A 25,429-nucleotide genomic window follows, 5' to 3' on the forward strand; every position below is an offset into this window, starting at 1 on the left:
CCTATACTGTATTCGTTCTTCAGCTCACTGACGGTATCGGACACGACATGAAAACCCTGGCAGACCTTTTCTCTTCATTCAGCGGCAGAAGCCTTGACACGGCGTTCGTGTTTCGGACCGGCGTCCGGCGGTACCGTTATACCTATGCATTCCTCCATGATTACTCGCTCAGGATGAACGCCTGGCTTGCCGACCGGGGGGTGGGCCACGGGGATCGTGTCGTGCTCTGGGGGCCCAATTCACCCTGGTGGGGCATTGCCTTCTGGGGCATCATTGCCCGCGGCGCCATAGTGGTGCCGGTCGACTTCATGTCCGGTGCCGAGCGGGCGGATACCATAGCCGGCCTCACCGATGCCCGGCTCGTTATCCAAAGCAGGGACAAGCTTGAGCGACTAGCCGGCCGGCCGGCGATACTTCTCGAGGAATTGCCCTTCCTTCTGGAGTTGTGCCCGCAGCTCACTACCCGCCACGTGCCCGATCCGAACGATATCGCCGAGTTGATCTATACCTCCGGCACCACCGGAGCCCCGAAAGGGGTCATCCTCACCCACCGTAACCTGGTTGCCAACCTGCTCCAGGTGAACCGTCACATCCCCATCGTCACCAGCGACTACGTGTTTCTTTCGCTCTTACCCCTGTCGCACATGTTTGAACAGATGGGCGGGTTTCTGACCCCCCTGTACCAGGGCGCATCAGTGGCCTATATCCGTACCCTAAAGCCGTCGGCCATCATGGAAGCCCTGGGGGAGGAGAATGTGCATGCGTTGATCGCCGTGCCGCGCCTGCTTCAATTGCTCAAGGACTCCATCGAGCGGGAGCTTGATGCCCGGGGGCTTGGATCTGTGCTGGCCCGACTGCTGGCTGTTGCCGGGCGCTTGCCGGTTGAGCGGCGCAAGCTGCTGTTTGCCCCGATTCACCGGAAATTCGGACGTCACTTTTCCCTGTTCGTTTCAGGGGGAGCGCCTCTGGACCCGGAGGTATTCCGCTTCTGGGCCGGCCTCGGATTCACCGTGTTGGAGGGATATGGTCTCACCGAGTGTGCACCGGTCCTCACGGCCAATACGCTTGAGCGGCAGGTGGCCGGCTCCGTGGGACCGGCACTGCCGGGGGTCGAGTTGAAACTCGTTAACGGTGAAGTGCTGACCCGGGGAGACAACGTTTTCCCCGGCTACTACCGCAACGAAGCGGCCACCCGGGACGCCTTTGACGACGGCTGGTTCCGTACGGGCGATCTGGGAGAATTCGACGGCTCGGGGTGGCTCCGGATTCTGGGTAGAGGAAAGGAGCTGATCGTAACCGGGGCAGGTGTCAATGTGTTCCCCGACGAGATCGAGTCCATGCTCAACCGGGCTGCCGGCGTGCGCGAATCCTGCGTGATCGGCCTGGACCGCGGGAAGGGGGAAGAGGTTCACGCCGTGTTGATCCCCGATGAGAGCGGTCGTCCGGTGGAGGAGATCATCAACGAGGTCAACGGGCGGCTTGACGATCTTCATCGGATCACCGGCTGGTCCATCTGGTCTGACGCTGAGTTTCCCAAGACAACCACCCTCAAGATCAGGAAATTTCTTGTCAAGGAACGGGTTGCCCAGGGAGATGGTACTGGCGGGGCAGGGGGCTCCAGTGACAGACTGTCGCTGATGATAGCCCGGATCACTGGGAACCCGGCTGAAAAGGTAACGGACGACACGGTGCTGACAACCGATCTGGGGCTCACCTCCATCGGCAGGCTCGAACTGGTCAACGCGATAGAGATGGAATTTCGTCTCGATCTGGAGGATACGGTCATTGGCCCCCACACGCGGGTGGCCGAACTTCGGGAGGTCATCCGTCTCCGGTCAAAGGTCCACAGCCGCGAGCGGTTTAGGTTCTGGACCGCCCGCCCCGTGGCACTGTTTGTACGGCGGGTGTTGGACATGATCCTTCATGGTCCTTTGATCAGGCACTACGCCAGTCTGAAGGTAGAAGGGGGGGAACATCTGGGAGGGCTGGACGGTCCGGTCCTGTTCGTTTCCAATCACCTCAGTTACTTCGATCACCCTGTTATCATGTCCGCTCTTCCCTCGGAATGGCGCTATACAACCGCCACGGCTGCCTGGGAGGAGTTTTTCTTCCGGAATTATAAGAACTTAGCGCAAAAGATCTGGAAACGCCTTGCCTACGAGTACGCATCGGTAGCCTTTACCGTGTTTCCGCTTCCCCAGAGTCGCGGTTTCCGGGGAGCGCTTCGTTTCATGGGGGGACTGGCGGACCGGGGAATGAGCATACTGGTGTTCCCCGAGGGTGAACGTTCGCGGGACGGTACCTTGCTGCCCTTTCGACCGGGTCTCGGGGTGATGGTCCGGGAACTGGCCATTCCCGTGGTTCCGGTGCGGATACGCGGACTTGAACAGGTATTTCCCCGCGATGCCTCCTGGCCCATCAGGGGCGAAGTGCGGGTGACCTTCGGCAAGGCCATCCGCTTTACCCTGGAGTCACCTGCTGAAATAGTCGCTGCGGCGCGTACGGCCGTGGAGGATCTCTAATTGACGGAATGGCACCGCATATCCATTGAAGAGGCTCTGACCAGACTCGAAACCTCCCTCACCGGGCTTGATAGTGATGAGGTCCGCCGGCGCCTGGTGGCATACGGTCCGAATGAACTGGAGGAAAAGGCCCGGCGGACGCCCCTTGCCATGTTCTTTGGCCAGTTCACCGATTTCATGATCATTGTGCTGATCGGCGCGGCAGTGGTGGCCGGAATCATCGGCGAGCCAGGGGACGCAGCTCCCATCATCACCATCGTCGTGCTTAACGCCGTTATCGGCTTTGCTCAGGAATATCGCGCCGAGCGCGCCATGGCCGCCCTTCGGGAGATGTCCGGCAACTATGCCGTGGTGCTGCGTAGCGGCGAGCATGTAAGCGTGCCCGCCCGAGAGATCGTCCCTGGCGATCTGGTCATTCTGGAGGCGGGAAACGTGGTGCCGGCCGACGTACGCCTTGTGGAAGCCGTGCATCTGAAGACCGTGGAAGCGGCCCTTACCGGGGAATCGCTTCCCGTTGAGAAACTCTCCGAACAGCTTTTTGATTCGGATTTGCCGCTGGGCGATCGGCGCAACATGGCCTACAAAGGGACGGTGGTCGCCTACGGCCGGGGCATCGGCGTCGCAGTCGCCACGGGGATGGGAACCGAGCTTGGCCGGATTGCCGCGATGCTGCAACAGGAAGCCGAAACAAAAACCCCGCTCCAACGGCGTCTCGCCGATTTCGGCAAGCGCCTTGCTCTGGCGGTGCTCGCCATTTGCGCGGCGGTTTTCACACTGGGACTGCTGCGGGGAGAGCCTCTCCTCCTCATGCTGCTAACCTCCATATCCCTGGCAGTTGCCGCCATTCCGGAGGCGCTGCCGGCAGTGGTGACCATCACCCTTGCCCTGGGCGCGCGCAAGATGGTCCGCCAGAATGCCCTTATCCGCAGGCTTCCCGCCGTGGAGACCCTCGGTTCGGTCACCTATGTCTGCTCCGACAAGACCGGCACCCTCACTCTTAACAGGATGACCGTGGAGAACGTCTGGCCGGGCGATCTGGAGCAATGTAATGGGGGTACCGACGCCAGCTCACCCGGCATATCAGTCGCAGCACTTTTCACGACGGCTCTGGTCCTGTGTAACGATGCGCGTGAAGACTCGGAAGGAGGGCTGGTCGGCGACCCCACCGAAACGGCCCTTCTGGTCTACGGGCGTGCCTGCGGCGTGACCCGCGCCGAAGTCGAGGCCCTTCACCCGCGGGTGGCCGAACTCCCCTTTGATTCGGAACGCAAATGTATGACCACTTTTCACCGGGATGGCGATAGCGTCCTGGCCTTTACCAAGGGCGCGGTCGAAGTGCTCGCGGCCCGGTCGGTGGCGATGCTTACCCACAACGGGGAGGCCCCCCTGGACCGGCAAGAGATCGAGCGCGTAACGGGTGATATGGCAGCCCGTGGCCTTCGGGTGCTTGCCCTGGCCATGCGCCGCTGGTCGTATCTGCCTGACCGGCTGGAAAGTGATGAGGTTGAGAGCAATCTTATTTTTCTCGGTCTTGCCGGCATGATGGATCCCCCGCGCGAGGAGGCTGCCGAGGCGGTTGCCCAGTGCCGGAACGCGGGCATCACCCCAGTGATGATAACCGGCGACCACCCGCTCACGGCCCGTATCATTGCCCGGCGGCTGGCAATCCTTGAAGATGACGGCGATGCGGTGCTGACTGGACGGGATCTGGCGGAACTGAGCCCGGAAGAGTTTGAGGCGCGGGTGGAGCAGATCCGGGTCTATGCGCGGGTGGCACCAGAGCAGAAGCTCACGATCGTCAAGGCGCTCCAGAACCGGGGGCATTACGTGGCCATGACCGGCGACGGGGTCAACGATGCGCCGGCGCTCAAGCGCGCGGATATCGGTATTGCCATGGGAATCACCGGCACGGATGTCTCCAAGGAAGCAGCGGCCATGGTGCTGCTGGACGATAATTTCGCCACCATTGTCAGGGCCGTGCGGGAGGGGCGCCGGATCTACGCCAATATCCTCAAATTCATTACCTACTCGATTACCTCGAACATCGGGACACTCGTGGCCATAACGCTAGCCCCGTTTTTCGGGTTGCCCCTGCCGTTGCTCCCCATTCAGATACTCTGGTTGAACCTTCTGTGTGACAGCCTGCCGGGACTTGCCCTGGCAGGAGAACCCGCTGAGCGGGATGTGATGAGTCGACCGCCTGTCGACCCGAAGGAAGGGGTTTTTGCTGGGGGGAGAGGATATTACGCGGCCGGCTACGGCCTGGTGATCGGATCCGCGGCATTGGCGTTCCAGGCCGCGGCCCTGCGGTTGGGGCTGCCGTGGCAGACCATGGTCTTCACGTTTCTGGTTCTGAACCGCATGGCAGTCGTGCTCGCGGTCCGCTCCGACAGGACTTCGCTGCTGCGCATCGGCATCATGTCCAACCGGCCCCTTGTCGGTGCCATCGTGATTACGTTCTGTCTTCAACTCGCCGTCGTTTTTGCGCCGGCGCTCAATCCCCTGTTCCACACGGAGCCGTTATCGGCCCCAGCCCTTGCCGCTACGGTTGTGCTGGCGATGGGGATGGTTCTTTTGACTGAGATCCAGAAGGGGGTGCTGAGGTGGCGGCGAGGTAGTTCGCGGTAAAGATGTAGTCGTCCTGGTAATCGCGCCTGCCGTCACCGTTCAGATCGCCTGCCTGCCCCTGCTCTCCGCCCCGTTGAGCGAGGAACGCCGTAAAGTCGGCTTCGGTCAGAGGTCCCTTCTCCTTCGGTTTGATAATAATACCGGGGACCACCGTCAAGGGATAGACCACACTGTCCTCTCCTGACACCAGGGTCAGGATTGCCTCGCTGACGCCTCTGTCGGGCAGGGCCTTGACAACCCAAAATCCGCCCGGTTCCCGTGTCAGGGTCAGGAGGCGCGCACCTTTCAGAATGAAAAGAGGCGTTGCACCGTCGTCCCCGGTAGCCTTGAGGGTGAGAGTCACAATGGATTCGCCGTCACTGAACCCGATAGGTGGTGTCTGGGTAATCCCCTGTGCGACGGGTTCGCTGAAAAGAGCCATGAGCGCGGACGGATTTCTTTCAGCCGCTTCTGCCTGGAAACGGCTCAGGATGCTCCGGTACTCGACATGCTCAGGAGACCTGCTGGGTGAAGGGGAGGGCGTAGCGTCGGGCTGCGACGGTAGCTCTGGCTGAGCCGTCGGCGTGACCTCCTCATCGTTCTGCAGTTCATCCTCGGGTTTTTCCTGTTCCTCGTTGGGGGGGGGCGGAGTTTCGCCTCCATCGTGAACGTCTGGACGAACTGTCATCGAGGTTGCGCCAATTTGAGAGGTCTCCAGACCATTAGAGGATGCGCCCTGATCATTCTGGATCGTAGCATTATCACCGCGTTTCAATGTTTCGTCAGCAACTGTGGTGCTAGAATTGCCAGAGGAACCGGGAGTAGTCGAGTTGTTCGACGTGTCCTGATTCTTTTCCGATTTGACATAGTCCGCGGTGATGGTGCATGCAAGGGTAGGGGGTGTCGTTACGCGAGCAAAGCGGATGCGCGTCACTGCACCGGAAAGAAGGAAGGGCTGTTGTGCCGAAGCGTAAATCAGAAGCCCGTCCGTGCGGGGCGTGGCATTGAAAAAAGTCCACTGGGCGGTTCCCTCTTGCACAACCGGTTGCTTGCTTGCAAGCTTATTTTCGTCGCCGTAACCGACCTTTAGGATGATCGACTGGACATTGGAGATTGAACCGTTGGTCCTGATGACATAGTCGTTTCCGCCGGCGTAGGTCAGGCTCATGAGGTTACATGTGCCGCCAAAGGCCGCTGAAATGGTCAGACAACAGAGAAGAAGGCATACCGAAACTGCCGTGATCGCGCTAATCTTCATTAAAAACATCCTCCGCGGATGGCTTGGGTTTGTTCTCCCTTATATATCAAGCACCACCCGGGCCCACCAACCATTTTCTTGCCGCCGGACCGAAAAAAGATGCAGAGTTACCGCCTTCACATCAACCATCATGGGATGGCGCTCATTATCGATCCGCTCGCCGCAGGCAACGGCATCGAGGTGCAGGCCTCCATCAGCCTCGGTGATCATAACCCGGGGAACCCTGAGCAGGAGACACCGGGCGTCTTTCAGAAAGATCAGTTCCTGGAGAAACGAGAACAGAAGAAGGTCCAATTCTTCGTGTGCAAGGGAAATGACGATTTCATCAGCCGGGGCGACCGATGCGAGGTCGTCGACCATGACATTGGTGAGGGCATCGGCAGCGGCGCAGAACATCTCCTCGCGCGTCTCTCCCCACGCTTCAAAGGCGACGTCGGCCGTGGCGATATCTGGCAGATAGCGATAGGGCATGGCTAAGGCAATCAGAGCAGGGCGTCTATTGCCTCGAAATCGATCTCGTTCTCGGCATTTGCCCTGATCCAGTTGAGCTTTTCCCGGTCCTCGGCAGTGATCTTGGAGACATCCTCCATAAGCGTCGTGAACACTCGCGCCGTGGAGTCATGAACCCGGATGTAGGGAATCATGCTGTCGTCCAGAATCTGCTGGGTTATTTCCGAAACCGGCATGTGGCCCGCGATGACGAAACCGGCAATCTTGTCCCGGTAGGATGGGATATGATACAGGGAGGACAGGGTGACGATCAGCTCATCCCGTGAACTGGTGAGAACCAGCAGAGTGGCATCTTCCAGGGCGTCCACCACCCGTTGGGACGATGCCGCTCCCAGGTGAATGTGGTGGATGATCCGGCTGTGCCCGTCCGCATCGCCGTGCACGGGGAGATTGAGAAGCTTTCCGATGTGTGAAAGGGTCGGGTTTGCCAGGACGGGAGAATAGTTGAAGCCACCGGTAACCTGGAGTGAACGCCCCGGGAATCCTCGCCTGAGGAAGCCGAGGATCGAGTCGCGCTTGTCTGAGCGGAGTTTGTTGACGATGACCATCCGGACGTCGGCCTCCTCCTTTTCGTAGAGGGCTAGGTTGAGGTGAACGGCATCGATGGCGCTGCCGATGCCGCTGTCGGTCACCACGATGACCGGTGCTCCGAGCATATGGGCTACACAGGCATTGCTGAGACCGATGACGGAGCCGACTCCGCAGTGGCCGGCACCTTCGATAATCAGGAAGTCATAGCTCTGGTCGAGTATTTCGAATGCTTCGACAATCTTTTTTTTGAGAGTATGGCAGTCAAACTTGCCGTTCAGGTAGTCGCGGGTGAAGTTCTTGGGGAGGGGCACGGGATTCATGAGGGCCAGGTCTTCTTCCAGACCGAAGGTCCGCGCCATGAGGATGGCGTCCATGTCGACGGTGAGGCCGTTGTACATCTCGATCTTGGGGCCGATGGGCTTAATGAAGCCGACCCTCCGGTATTTCTGTCGCGCCAAGTGCATGAGTGAGACGCTCATAGTTGTTTTTCCACAGTTTTGTCCTGTAGCGCCGATAAAGACTTTTTTGGCCATGGTCCCCCCGATTGCGTAGGTAATTCACTCGGAAGCATGAAGGCTGCCGGTTGCGCGGAATACGGTGCCGACAGCTTTGTCTCACATTTTTTTGCATGCAGTATACACAATTGCACGCCCAACGGGGCGAAAAAAGAGCCTTATCCACCCATGTCCGGTGTAATTATACCGAAGTCAATGCCGTGCCGCCTTCTAAGGCACTGTTCCTGCATTGGCAATGGGAACGTCTCTCTGGTGTGGGTGGAACGTGAAATATTTCCTGATCATTTTGACATCACTCGCGGTTCTTTGGGGGTGCTCCCCGGTGGGCACCCAGATGCGGGCCTGGAAGGGCGCCCCTTTGAACGAATTGATAATCCGAGTGGGGGCTCCCTCGTCGGTGTCTGCCGACATGGGGGGATACCGGCTGTACCACTGGTACGAAGACCGCGGTGCGGTCTACACCTATGGCGGCATGGTGAACCTGAGCTGCGACCGGACCATCGGCGTGGATGACGACGACTTCATCATCTCGGTCGACTGGCGCGGCAACTGCATCGCGCCTGTTGATTCGCCCTGGGCGCGCAGCAACGATACGCAGAGCACGGGAGTCAGCCAATGAAGATCAGTGACCGCCTTTCTTCACGCGACGTGGATAAAAAGGGGAAACAGGAATCTCTCAGCAGGTCGGACGTTTCCGGATCGCCGTTTGTCCGGACTCTCACCCGAAACCGGTCTGAGTTCGAAAACCATGAGCAGGAATTGCAGATCCTCAAGGATGAACTGGATAAGGTTGGCAACGAGCTGGAACGGGAACCGACCATTGCCAATTTCCGCACCTTTCGCGATCTCATCGGCCGTATCACGAAAAACGTCACATCCCATGCCTACCGGCTCCAGCGGGTGGGAGGGACGACCCTCAACCCCCGCTGCTTCGAAATCATCACCGTCATCGACCGGGAGGCCGACAATCTCTATCGCCTCATCATGACCGAGAACAAGGATCGTCTCGCCATCACCAACAAGATTCTTGAGCTCAAGGGGCTGGTTGTAGATCTGAAAATCTGAACACGCACTCCTTTGTCTCGCGTCAAAATTTCAGCATCACGTGCTCAACCTTTGACATTCCCGATGGGCACGAGCCGTGCAACCCGCCGGCTCAGATGCGACAACTCTGTGGCCTCGGCCACGTCGTCAATGTTTTTGTAGGCCTGCCCCGCCTCTTCGGCCAGTCCTCCCCAGGACGCGGTCCGCACGTAGATGCCGCGCTCCTCCATATCCCGCTGCAGTTTCTGCCCCTTGACCAGCTTTTTCGCCTGATGGCGGCTCATGGTCCGGCCGCTGCCGTGCGCGGTGGTGAAAAAGGTGTCACCGCCTCCCGGGTCGCCTGCCAGCAGATAGGAGCCGGTTTCCATGCTGCCGCCGATAATGACCGGCTGGCCCGTTTCCCGGTAGCGGGCGGGAATCCCCTCCATGCCGGGGCCAAAGGCCCGGGTGGCCCCCTTGCGATGAACCAGCAGTTCGCGTTGTTTCCCGTCCACCAAGTGGGTCTCCAGCTTGGCGGTGTTGTGGGCCACGTCATAGACCATATCCATGCCCAGATCGCGCGGGTCGCGACCGAATACGTCCGAGAAGACCTCGCGGATGCGATGGAGGATGACCTGGCGATTGGCAAAGGCCATGTTCACCGCGCACTTCATGGCGGCAAAGTAGTCCTGCCCCTCGCGGGAGCGGAAGGGGGCGCAGGCAAGTTCGCGGTCATTGGTGCGGATGCCGTACTTTTTCTCCATGACCGACAGGAAAAGCTGGAGATAGTCGGTGGCCACCTGGTGGCCGAAGCCGCGGCTGCCGCAGTGGAACATGATCACCACCTGGTTCGGTACGGTAATGCCGAATGCCCGGGCGGTATCCTCGTCGAAAATGTTCTCGGGGCGGGCCACCTGGATTTCCAGGTAGTGGTTGCCCGAGCCGAGGGTCCCGATCTGGTTGTATCCCCGGTCAACGGCTCTCTGGCTGACCTTCGTGGCATCGGCTCCGGTGAAGCAGCCATGCTCTTCGGTCATCTCCAGGTCTTCGGGCCAGGCATAGCCATGTTTCAGGCACCAGGAGGAGCCCTGCTCGGCCACGCGGCAGAATTCGTCGTGGGAGAGTCGCACAAAACCGTGGCTCCCGACCCCGGCCGGCACCCGGTAGAAGAGGGCATCCACCAGTTCGCGCAGGCGCGGCTTTACCTCTTCGTAGGTAAGAGTGGTCAGAACCAGCCGCATGCCGCAGTTGATATCGAAGCCAATGCCGCCGGGGGAAATGACCCCTGTTTCCGGGTCCATGGCCGCCAGCCCGCCGATGGGAAAGCCGTATCCCCAATGGCCGTCAGGCAGGCAGAAGGCATATTTCTGGATGCCAGGCAGGCAGGCCACGTTGGATACCTGCTCGAAAACGCCCGCATCCATGGCGTTGATGAGTTTCTCCGTGGCAATGATGCGGGCGGGAACGAGCATTCCCTGTTTGTAGGATACGGGAAGCTCCCAAACCGTTGCAGATATTCTCTTCAGCGCTGCCGGTGCCGCCATGGCTCGTTCACCTCTCCTGTGCGTGAATCCTTCACTGTTCACTGTTTCAACTATACCGCAAATTCAGCCAGCCACTCCTCGAAGATGGCAACCTTGTGGTCGCCGTAACGCCGCAGATTCGCTCTCACTTCGTCGGGGTGCTTTTCGTGGTCGAGGGAACGGGGCTTTTTGGAAAAGAACAGGTCGGCAAAGCAGACGATTCGCTCTTCCCGGGTAAGGGGGACCATGTCGCGCCGGGGCAGGGGCAGGCTCTGACGTTCGATGTCCTCCACGGTGAGGCCCACACCGATGTGACGCTCACAGACGAGAGCATGCCTGGGGAGTCCTTCGGTCTCCAGAATCTCCCGGCCGATGATGCCGTGGAGGATATAGGGGGCCTCGCCGGTGCAGCCGATGCCCGTGGAATTGGTCCGGCAGACGCCGATGTCATGGAGCAGGGCCGCTTCTTCTATGAACCGAAGATCGAGCAACGGGTCCCGGAGCCGACGCGCCACTGCCAGGGCCTTGGCCGCCACGTGGCGGCTATGGGCGAGCACGATGCCGCAGGCTGTAGTTGCCGGGCCGAAATGCCGTGCGAGCAGATTTTCAGGGGTCATGGGCAAACCTCTTTCGCGCTGGAAGTAATGTCTCATTATCCGAACCTTGGCGTTCCTCTGTCAATCATGCATTTGCCCGGTGCAACCCCGCGTCAAAGGGCTAATTTCTTGACCTTTCAGGGATCATCGGTGTATTCTGGCGCGTATTTCCCGCACTGGAGACCTCATGACCCGACCCACCTGGGACGAATATTTTATGGAGATCACACACCTGGTGGCTAAACGCTCGACCTGTTTGCGACGCCAGGTGGGAGCGGTCATCGTCAAGGACAAGAACATCCTTGCCACCGGTTACAACGGCGCACCTTCCGGCGTGGCCCACTGTCTCGACGTGGGATGCCTGAGAGAGAGACTCGGCATCCCGTCCGGCGAGCGCCATGAACTCTGCCGCGGCCTCCACGCCGAGCAGAACGCCATCATCCAGGCGGCCAAGCACGGCACCAATATCGACGGGGGCACCCTTTACTGCACTACCATGCCGTGCATCATCTGTTCGAAGATGCTCATCAATGCCGGCATCCGGCGCATCGTGTACGAAGAGGGATACTCGGATGACCTTGCCCGCGAGATGATTGGCGAATCAGGCGTAGCAGTGGAGCGTTTCTCGGACTTGAAAGGAAGAGTGTCATGAAATGTCCGTTCTGCGGTCAACTCGACAGCAAGGTGGTGGACTCGCGCCCCGATAAGGGTGGGGCGGCTATCCGCCGCCGGCGCGAATGCGAGTCGTGCGGCAAGCGGTTCACAACCCACGAACGGATCGAGGAAGTCTTGCCCCTGGTACTCAAGAAAGACGGGCGCCGCGAGCCATTCGACCGGCTCAAGCTCATCGCGGGCATTCAGAAGGCCTGTGAAAAGCGACAGGTTTCCCGGGAAACCATCGAACGGCTCGTGGACCGGCTGGAGGCCCGCCTGCCGGAACTCGGAGAAAAGGAAGTGCCGAGTACCACCATCGGTGAATGGGTCATGACCGAGCTCCATGACATAGATGAGGTGGCGTACGTCCGCTTTGCTTCGGTCTATCGTTCCTTCAAGGATGTCAACGAGTTCATGTCCGAGCTCCAGGATCTTCTCAAGAAATAGCAGTCTCACTTCCAGTCCCATGACATCTGTCCATGAAAACATGATGCGGCGTGCCCTTTCTCTTGCCCGGAAAGGCATTGGCAAGACATCCCCCAACCCTGCGGTGGGTTGCGTGATCGTGCGTGAGGGTGCCGTGGTCGGAGAGGGGTGGCACCGCAAGGCCGGCACCCCCCATGCGGAGGTCCACGCGTTGCGCGAAGCCGGTCCGCTGGCCCGCGGGGCTGACGTTTATGTAACGCTCGAGCCGTGCTCCCACTTCGGCCGCACCCCCCCGTGCGCAGATGCCCTGGTTGCTGCGGGGGTAGCACGTGTCTTCGTGGGAATGGTTGACCCGAACCCCAAGGTCTGCGGCACGGGGGTCGCCCGCCTTGAGGCGGCAGGTATCCAGGTAATTACCGGTATACTGGAGAGGGGGTGCCGGATGATCAATGAACCCTTTGTGAAGCACGTGTCCACAGGGCTTCCCTTTCTCACTCTCAAGAGCGCTCTTACCCTTGATGGGAAGACAGCCACTGCACCTGGTGATTCTCGCTGGATAACTAACGAAAAATCAAGACGATATGTACATCAACTTCGAGCAGAGGTAGATGCCGTTATGGTGGGAGTCGGAACCCTGCTGGCCGATGACCCCGAACTCACCGTGCGCCACGTGAAGGGGAAAAATCCTCTCAGAATCGTTGTGGACAGCAGCCTCAGGATACCACATCAGGCACGGGTGCTGGGAGATGACCTGGCCCGCGGCACCATCATCGCGACCACGTCGGATGATCAGGATCGAATAGCTTTTCTTGAGACGCGGGGAGCGCAGGTCATCCGTTGCGCATCCGACAAAGGTCGCGTGGACCTGCGCGATCTCATGGAGCGTCTCGGTGCCAGGGGAATCCAGTCGATCCTGCTGGAGGGGGGAAGCGAGCTTGCCGGTGCGGCTCTCCGTCAAAAACTCATCGACAAGTTCATTCTCTTTTATGCCCCCCTATTTCTGGGGGGTGCCGACGGCATCGGGTTGTTCGGCGGAAAATCGGTTGAGCGCATGGAGCGGGCATTTCGCCTGGAAACGGCGCGGGTGCGGCGCTTCGGCGGCGACGTCATGATCGAGGCCTATCCGGAGGAAGCATGTTCACGGGATTGATTGAAGACGTGGGTACCGCGCGGCGGTTGGAGCGCCGGGGAGAGGCGGCACGCCTTGCCGTGGCCACGGCGCTGCCGCTTGAGTCCGTGAATCTGGGCGACTCGGTCGCGGTCAATGGTGCCTGTCTCACGGTGGTGGCAAAGGGGGGGGGCGAGCTCACCTTCGATGTTTCCCCCGAGTCATTGGAACGTACCACGATCGGCAGTCTGGCAACGGGAGCTCCGGTCAACCTGGAGCGGGCTCTCCGTCTCGGAGACCGTCTCGGCGGCCACCTGGTGACGGGTCATGTGGATTTGGTGGCAACAGTCGAGGGGCGTCGTGAGGTGTCCGGCAACATCCTGTTCACCTTTCGGATGGCTTCCGGATTCAGCCGTTACCTGGTGGCCAAGGGCTCGGTGGCCGTGGACGGTATCAGTCTGACGGTAAACACGGTTGACGCCGACTCGTTTTCGGTCAACGTCATTCCCCATACCGCTGCGAAAACGACCCTGGAGCACCGTCGGCCGGGCGACCGGGTCAATATTGAGACTGACATTCTCGGCAAATACATCGAACGACTCCTGGGAGGCGGTACGGAACCCTCAAAGGGGGACGGCGGGGTAACCCTTGAGCTTCTTGCAAAGAACGGATTTTTGTGAGATATGAAATGATTACCTATGTAAGGGACGGAGAGACCAATGCCGGTTGCACGTATTGAGGAAGCAATTGAAGATATCCGCCAGGGCAAGATGGTGATCCTGGTGGACGATGAGGACCGTGAGAACGAAGGCGACCTGACCATGGCCGCGGAAATGGTGACCCCCGAGGCGATCAACTTCATGGCCCGGTTCGGGCGGGGGCTCATCTGCCTCACCATGACGACCGAACGGTGCGATCATCTCCAACTGCCACTCATGGTTTCGGCAAACACTTCCTCGTTCGGCACGGCCTTCACCGTATCCATCGAGGCAAAACGGGGAGTGACAACCGGCATCTCAGCGGCGGACCGGGCCCACACCATTCTGACCGCTGTTGCCGATGACGCAAAGGCAGATGACCTCGCCCGTCCGGGTCACGTGTTCCCGCTGCGGGCCAAGCCGGGCGGGGTGCTCGTTCGTGCCGGCCAGACCGAAGGCTCGGTCGATCTGGCTCGTCTTGCCGGCCTCAAGCCCGCCGGCGTCATTTGTGAGATCATGAACGACGACGGCACCATGGCGCGGATGCCGCAACTCAAGGTTTTCGCCAAGGAGCACGGGATCAAGATCTGCACCATCGCGGACCTGGTGGCCTATAGGCTCAAGCACGAGTCCCTGGTGAGGCGTGCGGCAGACGTGCTTCTGCCCACGGATTTCGGGGAATTCAGGGCCATTGCCTTTGAGAACGACGTTGACCGACTGGAACACTTGGCGCTGGTCAAGGGAGAGATCAGGGGGGATGAGCCGGTGCTCGTCCGGGTGCATTCCGAGTGCATGACCGGCGACGTTTTCGGCAGCCTGCGCTGCGACTGCGGCAGCCAGCTCCATCGTGCAATGGAAATGATCGAGGCCGAAGGGCGCGGGGTAATCCTCTACATGCGTCAGGAAGGACGCGGTATCGGTCTGTTCAACAAGTTAAAAGCCTACGCCCTGCAGGACGAGGGGAAAGACACGGTGGAGGCGAACCTGGCCCTGGGCTTCAAGCCAGACCTGCGTGACTATGGCATCGGCGCCCAGATTCTCGTGAACCTGGGGGTGCGGAACATCAGGCTTCTGACCAATAACCCCCGCAAACTTATCGGCCTTCAGGGTTACGGCATCAATATCGTGGAGCGGGTTCCCATCGAAATCCCGCCCACCACTACGAATCTCGACTATCTCAAGGCCAAGCGCGAAAAACTCGGCCATTTGCTGGAAAATATCTGAGGAGGATACCATGCCCCGATTCATCGAAGGCAAGCTCGACGCCACCGGACTTCGATTCGGCATTATTGTGAGCCGCTTCAACAGCTTCATCGGAGAGCGGCTTCTTGAGGGTGCCCTGGACGCTCTGGTCCGCCACGGTGGCGATGATGGCGACATCGACGTCGTCAGGGTCCCCGGGGCCTTTGAAATTCCGCTTACGGCCCAGAAACTGGTCCAGAAGGGGAGCTACGATGCCGTTATCTGCCTCGGTGCCGTGATTCGCGGTTCCACGCCCCACTTCGATTACGTGGCCGCCGAGGTTTCCAAGGGGGTCGCGCATGTTTCCCTGGCCACCGGCGTGCCGGTCGTCTTCGGCGTGCTTACCACTGATACCATCGAGCAGGCAATCGAAAGGGCCGGAACCAAGGCGGGGAACAAGGGCTTCGATGCGGCCGTGACCGCCATCGAAACGGCGCGCCTCTACCGGGAGCTCCGCTAGTGGGCGCCCGCCGCCTCGGCAGGGAACTGGCCCTGCAGATGCTGTACTCAAGGGACTACGCTGCCGGCGAAGCTGCGCCGCTCCTTGAGCTCGTGCTGGACGAATCAGAGCCCGGAGCGGCGGCGGGACGAAGCTTTGCCGACGACCTGGTCCGCGGAGTTCTGGAGCACCGCCAGGAGATCGATACTGCCATCACCGGCGCATCGAAAAACTGGTCCATCAGCCGTATGGCCCGGGTCGACCTGAGCATCCTGCGAATGGCCATGTATGAGTTGCTGTTCCGGTCCGATATTCCCAAGAACGTCACCATAAACGAGGCCATCGAGGTGGCAAAGAAATTCGGCACCGAGGATTCACCGGCATTCATCAACGGCATTCTGGACGAAATCGCTTCAACGCTCCCTGATAAGGGGTAGCGGCCTCACTAATCCCGACAGGCACCAGGACGAGGAATCATGAAAGATATCAAGATCGGACTCATCGGTTTCGGCACCATCGGCACGGGTGTCGCCAAACTCCTCCAGGCCAACGCCGGCCTCATTGCCGACAAGGTCGGCGCTGCGGTTACTCTTAAAAAGATTGCCGATCTGGACATATCAACCGACAGGGGCATCGAACTCCCTCCGGGAACGCTCACCAACAATGTGGCCGAAGTGCTCGATGATCCGGAGATCAGCGTGGTGATCGAGCTGATCGGCGGGTATGAGCCGGCCAAGAGTTTCGTGCTGCGTGCCATCAACAACGGCAAGCACGTTGTTACCGCCAACAAGGCCCTGCTCGCCCTGCACGGGGAGGAGATCTACCCGGCGGCCGCGGCCAAGGGGGTGCAGGTCCTCTTCGAAGCGGCGGTCGGCGGCGGCATACCGGTTATCTCGGCCATCCTGGGTAACATGGCGGCAAACAACTTCACCACGGTGCTCGGCATCCTCAACGGCACCTGCAACTACATCCTCACCCGCATGACTCAGGAAGGGGCCGATTTCGGCGATGTCCTCAAGACCGCCCAGGAACTGGGCTATGCCGAGGCCGACCCGACCTTCGACATCGAGGGGGTTGATACTGCCCACAAACTGGCGCTGCTGGTTTCCCTCTGTTTCGGGACAAAGGTTGATTTCAACGCCATCCATACCGAAGGGATCAGTTCCATCTCGTCAGCTGATATTGGTTTTGCCCGGGATTTCGGGTACAAGATCAAGCTGCTCGCCATTGGCAAGCGTACCGGCGATACCGTGGAAGCCCGTGTTCATCCGACCATGATCCCGGTCAACTACCCGCTTGCCGATGTGGACGGGGTTTTCAATGCCATTCGCTTCACCGGCGATTTTATCGGTCCAGTGATGTTCTATGGCCGCGGCGCCGGCATGGATCCCACCGCCAGTGCCGTGGTGGGCGACGTCATCGAAATCGCCCGGAATATCATTGCCGGCGTGAGCCGCCGGTGTGCGCCCCTCGGCTACCGGGACGAGGCAGTTACGACGCTTGCCCTCAAGCCCATGGGCGAGATCGAGGGTAAGTACTATCTTCGCTTCAGCGCCGTCGACAAGCCCGGAGTGCTGGCAAAAATCTCGGGCGCCCTCGGCAAGTACGATATCAGCATTGAATCAATGATTCAGAAGGGGAGAAGCGCCGGAGAGTCGGTGCCCATCGTGATCATGACCCATGAGGCCCGTGAAAAGGACATTCGCGCAGCTCTTGAGGAAATCGACACCTTCGAGCTCATCAGCGAGAAGAGCAGGTTCATCAGGATCGAGGACAACTTGGAATAAAAACGTAATGCCGGAAATTTTTGACAGAGAAAGGCAGCCGTTGCAGGCTGCCTTTTTTCATGTCTCGTCGGTATGGGCGGCTGGGATGAGTTGCGTAAAATAGTGAATCGAGGCGTAGCGATCCGATGCTGTGGGTGTGACTGTTGAGCTGTAGCGACTCACATAGATGAGGTGGGCGATGCCGTACTCCTCGGCGGTGCCGAGGTTGGTTTCGCTGTCTTCCCCCAGCAGGGTTCGGGAAGGCTCATAGGGGACACGCTCCTGTAGTTTTTCCCAAAAACGCACGTCTTCCTTGGGAAGGCCCAGATCATGAGCGGAAATGATGCCGGTGAAATAGGGCCCGAGCCGGGTTTTGCGCATCTTCAGTGAGAGGGTCTTGCCGTGAGCATTGGTCACGAGCCAGGCCTGTTTGCCGTGCCGGCGAAGAAAGACCAGGAACTCCACCACGCCGGGGTGGACCGCGATTAGGTGATCGATCTCCTGCTTCAGAACGGGGATGTCGAGCCCGAGTCGCTCCGACCAGTAATCCAGGTCGGTCCAGTTCAAGGTCCTCTCCTGGGAACGGAACAGAGCGTAGAGAAGTTTTTTCGCTTCGTCCAGGGGGATGCCGTTCTGGGCGGCATAGCGTTTGGGTACGTGTTCGAGCCAGAAGTGGTCGTCGAAATGGCGGTCGAGGAGCGTGCCGTCCATATCCAGGAGCACGGTATCGATGCCGTTCCAGTCAAGTTTCATGGCGGTTCGTAACGAAAAAGGCCCTTAGCGGGCCTTCTCCTCGATGAAGGTCCTGATCTGCTCGATACGTGCGTCAAGCACCTCGCACCGGCTCGGCAGGTCTTCAATTCCCATGAGCGATGGAGGACGCGGCGGTTCGAACCCTACTGCGCGCACCACGGCATCGGCGAACTTCGCCGGGTGAGCAGTGGCAAGGCAGATGACCGGCGTGCCGTCGGTCACCAGTTGCCGGGCAGCCCGTACGCCAACTGCCGTGTGGGGATCAAGGAGGTAGCCGGTTTCACGGTGGAAGGAGGCGATGGTGTCGACGGTCTCCTCCTGGTTGACCGAACAGGCGAGGAATTCGGTGCGCACGTGCGCCATTTCGGCATCGGAGAAGACGATCCGGCCCCGGGCGGGAAGCGTGGCGAATGCCTCGCGGACCCTGGCAGGGTCTTCTCCGAAGAGATAGTAGGCATAGCGTTCGAAATTGGATGCCAGCTGGATGTCCATGGACGGCGACACAGTGGGCACCACGGCGCTCAGCGAATAGTCTCCGTCATTGATGAAGCGGGCGAGAATGTTGTTTTCGTTGGTGGCCAGGAGCAGTCTGGCAATGGGCAGCCCCATCCGCTTGGCCACGTAGCCGGCAAAAATGTCGCCGAAGTTGCCGGTGGGAACCGAGAAGACAACTTCGTCGCCAATGGTCTTTGCCACGCGGAAGTAAGAGTGAAAATAATAGACCACCTGGGCCAGTACCCGGGCCCAGTTAATGGAGTTGACAGCACCGAGAGCGTAGCGTTCCTTGAAGGGGAGGTCGTTGAACAGGCTCTTGACGATGTTCTGGCAATCGTCAAAGGTGCCGCGCACGGCAATGTTGTGCACGTTGGGATCGAGCACCGTGGTCATCTGTAGCGCCTGGACCGGCGAGGTTTTGCCGTGGGGATGGAGGATGAAGATGTTGATGTTCTCCTTCCCCCGCACGCCGTAAATGGCGGCACTTCCCGTGTCGCCGGACGTGGCGCCGACGATGTTCATCCGTTCGTTCCGCTCCTGCAGCAGATATTCGAAGAGGTTGCCCAGGAACTGAAGAGCCACGTCCTTGAATGCAAGCGTGGGTCCGTGGAAGAGTTCGAGGATGTGGAGGCCGCCCCGCTCCACGACCGGCGTCACGTCGGGATGATCGAAGGTGGCATAGGAGCGCTCAATGAGACTCCGCAGGTCATCGGCCGGGATGTCGTCGGCGTAGCGGGAGATGATCCGGAAGGCGAGTTCCTGGAACGGCAGCGTCTTCCATGCCGCGAGCGTGTCCCGGTCGATGGCCGGTATTGTTTCCGGCAGGAGAAGCCCCCCATCGGTGGCGAGCCCCATCATGACCGCGTCCTTGAAGCGAATGGGCTGAATGGTTCCTCTGGTGCTGATGTAGCGCATGACTGGTCCGTTCTTGAAGGGATTGCCGCACTCCATGTACCTGTTGCCACGGCGATGGCATCTTAGCAGCAAATGCGTGAAAAGTGAAGCGGTCGCTCCCGCTGTTCCTGTGGTACTATTGAAGGCGATACTCGACCCACGTCTCCTGAAAGGCTTTTTCATGCACCTCTTGAAACGCGCTGAAATGCTCAATGTCATCGACACGCTGGCCACCAATTACCTCAAGGGCAAGGTCCGCGCGGTCCGCCTGTCGATGATTTCGCTCCTTTCCGGCGGCCACATTCTGCTGGAAGACATACCGGGCCTGGGCAAGACGACCCTGGCCCTCGCCCTGGCCCGGGCTCTGGGGCTCTCCTTCGGACGGGTCCAGTGCACGAGCGATCTTCTCCCCTCGGATATCACGGGTCTCTCAATCCTCAACCGGGACGAAAACCGCTTTACCTTCATGCCCGGTCCCATCTTCAACAACGTGGTGCTGGTGGACGAGATCAATCGCGCCATGCCCAAGACCCAGAGCGCGCTTCTGGAGGCAATGGAGGAGCGGCGGGTCACGGTGGAAGGTACCACCCATCCGTTGCCTGAGCCTTTTCTGGTCATTGCCACCCAGAACCCGGTGGAGCAGGTGGGGACCTATCCGCTCCCCGAATCGCAGCTGGACCGCTTCATGGTCCGCAGCGGCATCGGCTACCCGCCCGAGGCCATCGAAAAGGCCATCATCAAGGGAGGGAGCATCCGCGACGGCATCCGCAACCTGGAGCCGCTCGTAACGGTTGACGATATCATCGAGGCCCAGCGGACGGTCCGCGAATCCATCTACCTGTCCGATAAGGTAGTTGACTACATCCATGCCATTGTTGCGGCCACCCGCAGCCACCTTGCCGTGACGTCGGGCGTTTCCACCAGGGGGGCGATTGCCATGGCCGAAACCGCCAAGGCTCTCGCTTATCTGGAGGGGCGCGACTACGTCATTCCCGAGGATGTGAAGGCGATTGCGTCGCCGGTTGGTGCGCACCGACTGATCCTCGGCTTTGACAACGAGAACCTGGACAAGGGGGAGCTATTACACGCCATTCTCGCCTCCATACCCGTTCCGCTGGCTTGAGGCTGACACGGCCCGGCATTGCCTATATCGCCATAACGCTCCTGATCGGGTTCGCTGCAGTCAACACCGGCAACAACCTTCTATATCTGATCGTTTCGGCGCTGCTCGGTTTCATGACTGTTTCCGGGGTTGCCGGGTGGATCAATATCCGCGGCCTCGAGCTCCAGGTGCGCCTGCCCGACGAGATCTATGCCGGCCAGGAGACCTTTGCCTACCTGGTCATTGCCAACCGGAAGCGTTTCGTGCCCTCGTTCCTGTTGCGTGTGACAGTGGAGGGGGGAGGCTGGGCCGATTTCAACCTGGTGGAACGGCAGGCCGACGAGGCCGGTTCTGCCGCGATCAGGTTTCCCCGCAGGGGGATCGTCACCCTGGAGCGGGCCGTGGTGAGCTCTCCTTTTCCCATAAATTTTTTTATCCGATCAACGGTTCTTCCCCTGGATGCTCGAGGCGTTGTTTTTCCCTCGCCACTTCCTTGCGCCGGTTTTTCCGTTCTGCCGGAGCAGGCGGGAAGAGGGGGGCGCGAGAGTCTTTCACCCGGTTACGAAGGGGAAGTGGACCGGATTTCCGACTATACGGGTACGGAGCCGTTTAGGCTGATCCACTGGCGTCTTTCGGCACGCCACGGTTCTCTGAAGGTGAAAGGGATGACTGCTGTTGCGGACGAGCCGATCATCCTCGACCCGGACCGCTTGCCGGGCAGCGACCGTGAGGAGCGCATCCGGTGCGGAGCCTGGCTCGTAAACCGGGCTATCCGGGCAAACCGTCCCGTGGGTCTCTCGGTCGGCGGACGGACCATACCCCCTGATACTTCGCGCGCCCATCGGCTCAGACTACTTATGGAACTGGCACTCCATGGTATCCGTTAAGACCGTTATCACCATTCTCGCCTACCTCGTGGCGGCTCTCGGGTATCTCCCCGTCGTACTGTATGCGGACTGGCCAGCGCGACTCGCGGCCCCGCTGGCCCTGGCGCTGGGCATCGCATTTGATCGCCGGGGACGACATCCTCTGGCCGGCATTCCGGCAACACTCTTCACGGTCGTCGCCTTTGCGGCGTACTTACTCCAGTGGAGCCGCTCCAATCCGGCAGCGCCGGTCGTGAACTTCCTCGTCATGCTGCTGGCGGTTCGACTGGTCAACGAAAAGAGTCCGCGGAACCTTCTCCAGATATTCGCGCTTGCCCTTTTTCTCCTGGCAGGGTCATCGCTCTTCAGCCTGAGCGCCCTGTTTCTGCTCTATCTGGCGCTCCTGCTGGCCCTTATCGCTATTGCGCTCGTCCTTCTGGCCTTTCACAGCGTCGACGAAGGTATCAGTCTCACCTCCCGCGCACTCAGGCGCGTGGTCACGGCGGCCCTTACCATGCCCGCCGCGTCACTGCCGCTTCTGCTCGTTTTTTTCGCTATCCTTCCGCGGCCCCAGTTCCCGCTTCTCAGTTTTCTGAATGCCCCGGGCGATAAAACAACTGGGCTCAGTGAGCGCGTGGAACCGGGCACGTCCTCCAGCGTCTCCGACGACCGCACCGTCGCTTTCAGGGCCGAATGCGAACGGTTGGAGCGGAATGCACTGTATTGGCGGGGACTGGTCCTGGACACAGCGACCCCGGCTGGATGGGTGCGCGGGACGACCCAGACCGCGGATTCACCTGCCCAGCCACAGGGAAGAGCCGTGCGTCAGGTGATCTATCCCGAACCCTCGCGCACCACGTACCTTGTGGGACTCAACGTGCCGATTCGCATGGACGGAATCCGAAACAGACAAGCCAATGATTTTACCTTTGTCAATCGGGGACGTCCGGGCGGGCGTATCAGGTATGAGGTGCAGTCGGTGGTGTCCGACACTATCGCCGTCAGGGGGACGGTGGACCGAAACCGCTATTTGAAACTGCCCGAGCGGATCTCCGGCAGAACAGTTGACTTGGCACGCCGGTTGACTGCCGGCGCAGCAGACGATGCGGCCAGGCTCGAAAGGATCGAGGCGTGGTTCCGTGACGCCGGATTCTCTTACGCCACCACAGGGCTTCCGGTATCGGACGATCCGGTCGATGCCTTTCTCTTTGGCAGCAAAAGAGGACACTGCGAATTTTTTGCATCATCGTTCGCACGGCTCTTACGGGTGGCTGGCGTGCCGGCGAGACTGGTGGGAGGCTACTACGGCGGTGAATACAACGAGCTGGCCGGCTATTACCTGGTTACCGAAGACCGTGCCCATGTCTGGGTGGAAGCATTCATAGACGGTCGCGGCTGGGTCATGGTCGACCCGAGTGCCTTTGCCGTCAACTTCGGTCGGGTGGGTCAAGCATCCAGCCCCGGGATGCTCGGCAAAATGACCCGCGTGGTCGACTCGCTCTCCTATCTCTGGATCCAGGCGGTTATCACCTATGACCTCCAGAAGCAGGTCGAACTGGTCCGCACGGCGAACAGCCGGTTCAAAGACCTCCGCATGCCGGGGGATGTGCGGCTGGTCGCGTCGGCGATAATCGCCGCACTGGCGGCGTTGGGAGGCGTCTTGGCTATTCGCCGTCACAGGTCTGGCGGCAGGGAGAAGCGGTTGCTGAAACGTCTCCGGGCAAAGCTCACCCGTTACTACGGCCTTCCCCGGGATCCGGATCCCTCGCAGGGACTGTCTGAAACTGTCGCCGGACTGAACGATCCGGCGGCAACGGAGTTCGTTGCCGTTTACAGTGGAGCGGTCTACCACGACCGGCGTCTCACCCCGGATGAGGTCCGCCGCCTTGATCGACTGATCAAAGACATCGGCGGAAAGCATAAAGGCAGCCCATAGTGCATGAAGTTACGCCATTTCGCGGGGCGTCCGGGCTTGACAAGGTACACTCTTTCCATTAGGTTACAAGTACATGTGTTTTGACCTTCACAGACAACGGATGGACGGTGAGCTCCAAAAAAGATAAACATCTCGACAGTGCCCAGAAGTTCCTTATCAAGGGACAGGTCGACCGGGCGATCCGTGAATACGAGCAAGCAGTAACACTAGACCCCAAGGATGTGCGGGTCAGGCAGAAGTACGCCGAGTTGTTGGTACGCGCCAGCAGAAAGAACGAGGCGTTACGGGAGTTCGAAGTCATCGGCAAGTTCTACGCCGACAACGGCTTTTTCCTCAAGGCAATCGCGGTCTACAAGCAGATCCAGAAGATTGATCCCACCAATTCGGGCACGTCTCTTACCCTTGCCACCCTCAATGAAAAGCAGGGACTTGTCGGCAATGCCCTGGCTGAATACAAGGCTGTCTACGACTTCTACGAAAAGAGCGGGCAGCTCCGTGAAGGGGTAAAGGTCCTGGAGCGCATGCACTCCCTGGACCGGGAGAACATCACTATTCGCCTGAAGCTGGCCGACACCCGGAACAAGATCGGCCAGACAGATGAAGCGTATCAAGAGTTCACCGTCCTGGCCCGCGAAGTCAGAGCGAAGGGCGATGCTGCTGCCTACGGTCGCATCTGCGAACGAATCGGGCAACTCTTCCCGGAACGGAGGGAGTTTCTCCTCATGGTGGCCGAAGATGAGCTGGCCGCCGGTAACCATGCCGCCGCTCTCCCCCTTTTGAAGCAGTTCGCGGGCGACGAGCGCTTCAATCCGCGCGCACTCTACCTCCTGGCCGACGCTTCCCGGGCAGCGGGCGACCTGAAAACCGCTTCGGATACATACAACCGCATCGTGCTCAACTACCCCGGAGAGCTGGCCGCCTGTAAAGGGCTCCTGTTCTGCCTGCGTCATAGGGGTGATGTGGAGGAGGCGCTTGAACTCCTGAAGCGCTTTGAGCCCGAATTCCTCAGCCACGAGCCCGAGACCCTTGAACAGTTCTACCTGTCGCTCCAGGAGATCGCTCCCCATAATGAGGCTATTGCCGAAGGGTTGCGCACGGTTCGCGGGACAGCCGACAAGGATGTTGACGTCTCAGGTGAACAGGAGCAGGAACTCGCATCGTTTTATGAAGACTCGGTTTCCTTGCCGGATGGCTCGCCCGCTGTCACTGAATCTCCCGCTGCCGGGGCGGCAGAAGTTGACTTCGATTCCGATGAGTCCCTCTGGGAAGAAGAGGTTGAGATCGGGCTTGAAGGCGATGGCGATGCCGACCTTGAAGAAATCGAGCTCGAAGTCTCCGTGACGGATGAATCGATCGATTGGCTTGCCGGCCCCGAAAGCGAGGCAACTTCATTAACGGACGACTTGTCCCTTGATTTCACAGAGGATGAACTGAACGATCTTGTGCCGCCCCCCTCATCCGTATCGCCCTCCCCCGGCCTGAATGGGGGCAAGTATGGGCTTGACGGCCTTTTTTCAGCGTTCAAAAAAGGGGTGGGGGAACAACTCGATCAGGGCGACACGGAGACCCATTACAACCTCGGCATCGCTTACAAGGAAATGGGACTGTACGATGATGCCGTCACCGAGTTCAAGGCAGCGGCGCAGGACCCCCGTCGCCTTGTGGATTGCATCACGCTTCAGGGGATATGTTACCGGGACAAGGGAGAACCGGCACGGGCGGAGGAGTTGTTCAATTCGGGGCTGATGCTGTCGGAGCTTTCGCCGGAGGAGTTTCTCTGCCTGACCTATGAATTGGCACTTACCCTCGAGCAAAAGGGAGACGTGGAAAAGGCCCTGGCCGAGTATCGCAAGATTGCCGACGTCGACCCAGCTTTCCGTGACACGGCCGGCAAGCTTGAGCATCTGGGCCACGACGACCTTGCCGATGCTGATCTTGTGGATCTTGAGGAAACGCCGTAACGTT

23 protein-coding genes are annotated in these 25,429 nt (G+C 59.8%); 16 read left to right on the forward strand and 7 right to left on the reverse strand.

The window, feature by feature from the left end; genetic code table 11:
- Positions 1-47: 47 nt before the first annotated feature.
- Together AABA48_RS05615 and AABA48_RS05620 are read left to right on the forward strand one after the other, a co-directional pair.
- Positions 48-2,522: an AMP-binding protein gene (locus AABA48_RS05615; protein WP_286349722.1), complete on the forward strand. Its 2,475-nt coding sequence runs from the start codon at positions 48-50 to the stop codon at positions 2,520-2,522.
- Entirely contained in the window at positions 2,523-5,150 is a 2,628-nt protein-coding gene (locus tag AABA48_RS05620) for a cation-translocating P-type ATPase (protein WP_338271202.1), read from the forward strand.
- Here the strand turns inward: AABA48_RS05620 and AABA48_RS05625 are convergent.
- From AABA48_RS05625 to AABA48_RS05635, 3 genes are read right to left on the reverse strand one after another with little or no spacing between them, the layout of a single operon-like run.
- Positions 5,065-6,387, reverse strand: a complete 1,323-nt coding sequence (locus tag AABA48_RS05625; protein ID WP_286349720.1) for a hypothetical protein — start codon at positions 6,385-6,387, stop codon at positions 5,065-5,067. The two genes, AABA48_RS05620 and AABA48_RS05625, sit on opposite strands and share 86 nt — an antisense overlap.
- A 39-nt stretch (positions 6,388-6,426) precedes the next feature.
- The gene (locus AABA48_RS05630; protein ID WP_286349719.1) at positions 6,427-6,858 is read right to left on the reverse strand and encodes an archease; all 432 of its coding nucleotides are present in this window, start codon (positions 6,856-6,858) and stop codon (positions 6,427-6,429) included.
- A gap of 11 nt (positions 6,859-6,869) precedes the next feature.
- On the reverse strand, positions 6,870-7,961 hold the full coding sequence (locus tag AABA48_RS05635; RefSeq protein ID WP_286349718.1) for a phosphotransacetylase family protein: 1,092 nt from the start codon (positions 7,959-7,961) through the stop codon (positions 6,870-6,872).
- A 340-nt stretch (positions 7,962-8,301) separates the two neighbouring features.
- Here AABA48_RS05635 and AABA48_RS05640 point away from each other — a divergent pair, with 340 nt between their 5' ends.
- Together AABA48_RS05640 and AABA48_RS05645 are read left to right on the forward strand one after the other, a co-directional pair.
- Positions 8,302-8,562: a hypothetical protein gene (locus tag AABA48_RS05640; protein WP_286349717.1), complete on the forward strand. Its 261-nt coding sequence runs from the start codon at positions 8,302-8,304 to the stop codon at positions 8,560-8,562.
- Positions 8,559-9,008, forward strand: coding sequence for a YaaR family protein (locus AABA48_RS05645; protein ID WP_286349716.1), 450 nt, complete (start codon positions 8,559-8,561; stop codon positions 9,006-9,008). Before AABA48_RS05640 ends, AABA48_RS05645 begins: the two co-directional genes overlap by 4 nt.
- 44 nt (positions 9,009-9,052) lie before the next feature.
- Here AABA48_RS05645 and AABA48_RS05650 read toward each other — a convergent pair whose 3' ends face one another.
- Together AABA48_RS05650 and AABA48_RS05655 are read right to left on the reverse strand one after the other, a co-directional pair.
- Complete coding sequence (locus tag AABA48_RS05650; RefSeq protein ID WP_286349715.1) at positions 9,053-10,510, reverse strand: RtcB family protein; 1,458 nt, start codon at positions 10,508-10,510, stop codon at positions 9,053-9,055.
- Positions 10,511-10,560: 50 nt separating this feature from the next.
- A complete protein-coding gene (locus tag AABA48_RS05655; protein WP_286349714.1) occupies positions 10,561-11,106 on the reverse strand; it encodes an HD domain-containing protein in 546 nt (181 codons plus the stop codon).
- A gap of 166 nt (positions 11,107-11,272) precedes the next feature.
- Between AABA48_RS05655 and AABA48_RS05660 the strand changes: the two genes are divergently transcribed.
- From AABA48_RS05660 to AABA48_RS05695, 8 genes are read left to right on the forward strand one after another with little or no spacing between them, the layout of a single operon-like run.
- Positions 11,273-11,737 (forward strand): deoxycytidylate deaminase, encoded by a 465-nt coding sequence (locus AABA48_RS05660; protein WP_286349713.1) that lies wholly within the window; start codon positions 11,273-11,275, stop codon positions 11,735-11,737.
- Complete coding sequence (nrdR, locus tag AABA48_RS05665; protein ID WP_010942330.1) at positions 11,734-12,186, forward strand: transcriptional regulator NrdR; 453 nt, start codon at positions 11,734-11,736, stop codon at positions 12,184-12,186. The genes AABA48_RS05660 and nrdR overlap by 4 nt, the downstream gene beginning before the upstream one ends.
- 19 nt (positions 12,187-12,205) lie before the next feature.
- Positions 12,206-13,315, forward strand: coding sequence for a bifunctional diaminohydroxyphosphoribosylaminopyrimidine deaminase/5-amino-6-(5-phosphoribosylamino)uracil reductase RibD (gene ribD / locus AABA48_RS05670; protein WP_286349712.1), 1,110 nt, complete (start codon positions 12,206-12,208; stop codon positions 13,313-13,315).
- Positions 13,300-13,953, forward strand: a complete 654-nt coding sequence (locus tag AABA48_RS05675; protein WP_286349711.1) for a riboflavin synthase — start codon at positions 13,300-13,302, stop codon at positions 13,951-13,953. Before ribD ends, AABA48_RS05675 begins: the two co-directional genes overlap by 16 nt.
- A gap of 39 nt (positions 13,954-13,992) precedes the next feature.
- Positions 13,993-15,195, forward strand: a complete 1,203-nt coding sequence (locus AABA48_RS05680; protein WP_119332621.1) for a bifunctional 3,4-dihydroxy-2-butanone-4-phosphate synthase/GTP cyclohydrolase II — start codon at positions 13,993-13,995, stop codon at positions 15,193-15,195.
- A gap of 10 nt (positions 15,196-15,205) precedes the next feature.
- Positions 15,206-15,673 carry a 6,7-dimethyl-8-ribityllumazine synthase gene (ribH, locus tag AABA48_RS05685; RefSeq protein WP_286349710.1) on the forward strand — a complete coding sequence of 156 codons (468 nt, stop codon included), beginning with the start codon at positions 15,206-15,208 and terminating at the stop codon, positions 15,671-15,673.
- Positions 15,673-16,089, forward strand: coding sequence for a transcription antitermination factor NusB (nusB, locus tag AABA48_RS05690; RefSeq protein ID WP_286349709.1), 417 nt, complete (start codon positions 15,673-15,675; stop codon positions 16,087-16,089). Before ribH ends, nusB begins: the two co-directional genes overlap by 1 nt.
- A gap of 39 nt (positions 16,090-16,128) precedes the next feature.
- A complete protein-coding gene (locus tag AABA48_RS05695; protein WP_286349708.1) occupies positions 16,129-17,439 on the forward strand; it encodes a homoserine dehydrogenase in 1,311 nt (436 codons plus the stop codon).
- 57 nt (positions 17,440-17,496) lie between these two features.
- On the opposite strand, the gene yrfG is transcribed toward AABA48_RS05695, so the two are convergent.
- Together yrfG and thrC are read right to left on the reverse strand one after the other, a co-directional pair.
- On the reverse strand, positions 17,497-18,171 hold the full coding sequence (yrfG, locus tag AABA48_RS05700) for a GMP/IMP nucleotidase (protein ID WP_010942337.1): 675 nt from the start codon (positions 18,169-18,171) through the stop codon (positions 17,497-17,499).
- A gap of 24 nt (positions 18,172-18,195) precedes the next feature.
- On the reverse strand, positions 18,196-19,581 hold the full coding sequence (thrC, locus tag AABA48_RS05705; protein WP_286349707.1) for a threonine synthase: 1,386 nt from the start codon (positions 19,579-19,581) through the stop codon (positions 18,196-18,198).
- Between the two features lie 160 nt (positions 19,582-19,741).
- Between thrC and AABA48_RS05710 the strand changes: the two genes are divergently transcribed.
- The 4 genes from AABA48_RS05710 to AABA48_RS05725 all read left to right on the forward strand — a co-directional run bounded on the left by AABA48_RS05710 (position 19,742) and on the right by AABA48_RS05725 (position 25,425).
- A complete protein-coding gene (locus tag AABA48_RS05710) occupies positions 19,742-20,683 on the forward strand; it encodes an AAA family ATPase (RefSeq protein WP_286349706.1) in 942 nt (313 codons plus the stop codon).
- Positions 20,680-21,549, forward strand: a complete 870-nt coding sequence (locus AABA48_RS05715) for a DUF58 domain-containing protein (protein WP_286349705.1) — start codon at positions 20,680-20,682, stop codon at positions 21,547-21,549. The genes AABA48_RS05710 and AABA48_RS05715 overlap by 4 nt, the downstream gene beginning before the upstream one ends.
- Positions 21,536-23,464, forward strand: a complete 1,929-nt coding sequence (locus AABA48_RS05720; RefSeq protein ID WP_286349704.1) for a transglutaminase family protein — start codon at positions 21,536-21,538, stop codon at positions 23,462-23,464. Before AABA48_RS05715 ends, AABA48_RS05720 begins: the two co-directional genes overlap by 14 nt.
- 107 nt (positions 23,465-23,571) lie before the next feature.
- Complete coding sequence (locus tag AABA48_RS05725; protein WP_286349703.1) at positions 23,572-25,425, forward strand: tetratricopeptide repeat protein; 1,854 nt, start codon at positions 23,572-23,574, stop codon at positions 25,423-25,425.
- Positions 25,426-25,429: the final 4 nt, after the last annotated feature.

Source organism: Geobacter sp. 60473 (assembly GCF_036323535.1).
GTDB lineage: Bacteria > Desulfobacterota > Desulfuromonadia > Geobacterales > Geobacteraceae > Geobacter > Geobacter sulfurreducens.

What these genes read in the sequence shown, in the direction of transcription:
- AABA48_RS05695 (WP_286349708.1), top strand. Translation starts at nt 16,129, where the DNA reads ATGAAAGATATCAAGATCGGACTCATCGGTTTCGGCACCATCGGCACG.
- AABA48_RS05675 (WP_286349711.1), top strand. Translation starts at nt 13,300, where the DNA reads ATGTTCACGGGATTGATTGAAGACGTGGGTACCGCGCGGCGGTTGGAG.
- AABA48_RS05645 (WP_286349716.1), top strand. Translation starts at nt 8,559, where the DNA reads ATGAAGATCAGTGACCGCCTTTCTTCACGCGACGTGGATAAAAAGGGG.
- AABA48_RS05650 (WP_286349715.1), bottom strand. Translation starts at nt 10,510, where the DNA reads ATGGCGGCACCGGCAGCGCTGAAGAGAATATCTGCAACGGTTTGGGAG.
- AABA48_RS05655 (WP_286349714.1), bottom strand. Translation starts at nt 11,106, where the DNA reads ATGACCCCTGAAAATCTGCTCGCACGGCATTTCGGCCCGGCAACTACA.
- yrfG (WP_010942337.1), bottom strand. Translation starts at nt 18,171, where the DNA reads ATGAAACTTGACTGGAACGGCATCGATACCGTGCTCCTGGATATGGAC.
- ribH (WP_286349710.1), top strand. Translation starts at nt 15,206, where the DNA reads ATGCCCCGATTCATCGAAGGCAAGCTCGACGCCACCGGACTTCGATTC.
- AABA48_RS05720 (WP_286349704.1), top strand. Translation starts at nt 21,536, where the DNA reads ATGGTATCCGTTAAGACCGTTATCACCATTCTCGCCTACCTCGTGGCG.
- nrdR (WP_010942330.1), top strand. Translation starts at nt 11,734, where the DNA reads ATGAAATGTCCGTTCTGCGGTCAACTCGACAGCAAGGTGGTGGACTCG.
- AABA48_RS05710 (WP_286349706.1), top strand. Translation starts at nt 19,742, where the DNA reads ATGCACCTCTTGAAACGCGCTGAAATGCTCAATGTCATCGACACGCTG.
- AABA48_RS05630 (WP_286349719.1), bottom strand. Translation starts at nt 6,858, where the DNA reads ATGCCCTATCGCTATCTGCCAGATATCGCCACGGCCGACGTCGCCTTT.
- AABA48_RS05635 (WP_286349718.1), bottom strand. Translation starts at nt 7,961, where the DNA reads ATGGCCAAAAAAGTCTTTATCGGCGCTACAGGACAAAACTGTGGAAAA.
- AABA48_RS05625 (WP_286349720.1), bottom strand. Translation starts at nt 6,387, where the DNA reads ATGAAGATTAGCGCGATCACGGCAGTTTCGGTATGCCTTCTTCTCTGT.
- thrC (WP_286349707.1), bottom strand. Translation starts at nt 19,581, where the DNA reads ATGCGCTACATCAGCACCAGAGGAACCATTCAGCCCATTCGCTTCAAG.
- ribD (WP_286349712.1), top strand. Translation starts at nt 12,206, where the DNA reads ATGACATCTGTCCATGAAAACATGATGCGGCGTGCCCTTTCTCTTGCC.
- AABA48_RS05680 (WP_119332621.1), top strand. Translation starts at nt 13,993, where the DNA reads ATGCCGGTTGCACGTATTGAGGAAGCAATTGAAGATATCCGCCAGGGC.
- AABA48_RS05660 (WP_286349713.1), top strand. Translation starts at nt 11,273, where the DNA reads ATGACCCGACCCACCTGGGACGAATATTTTATGGAGATCACACACCTG.
- AABA48_RS05615 (WP_286349722.1), top strand. Translation starts at nt 48, where the DNA reads ATGAAAACCCTGGCAGACCTTTTCTCTTCATTCAGCGGCAGAAGCCTT.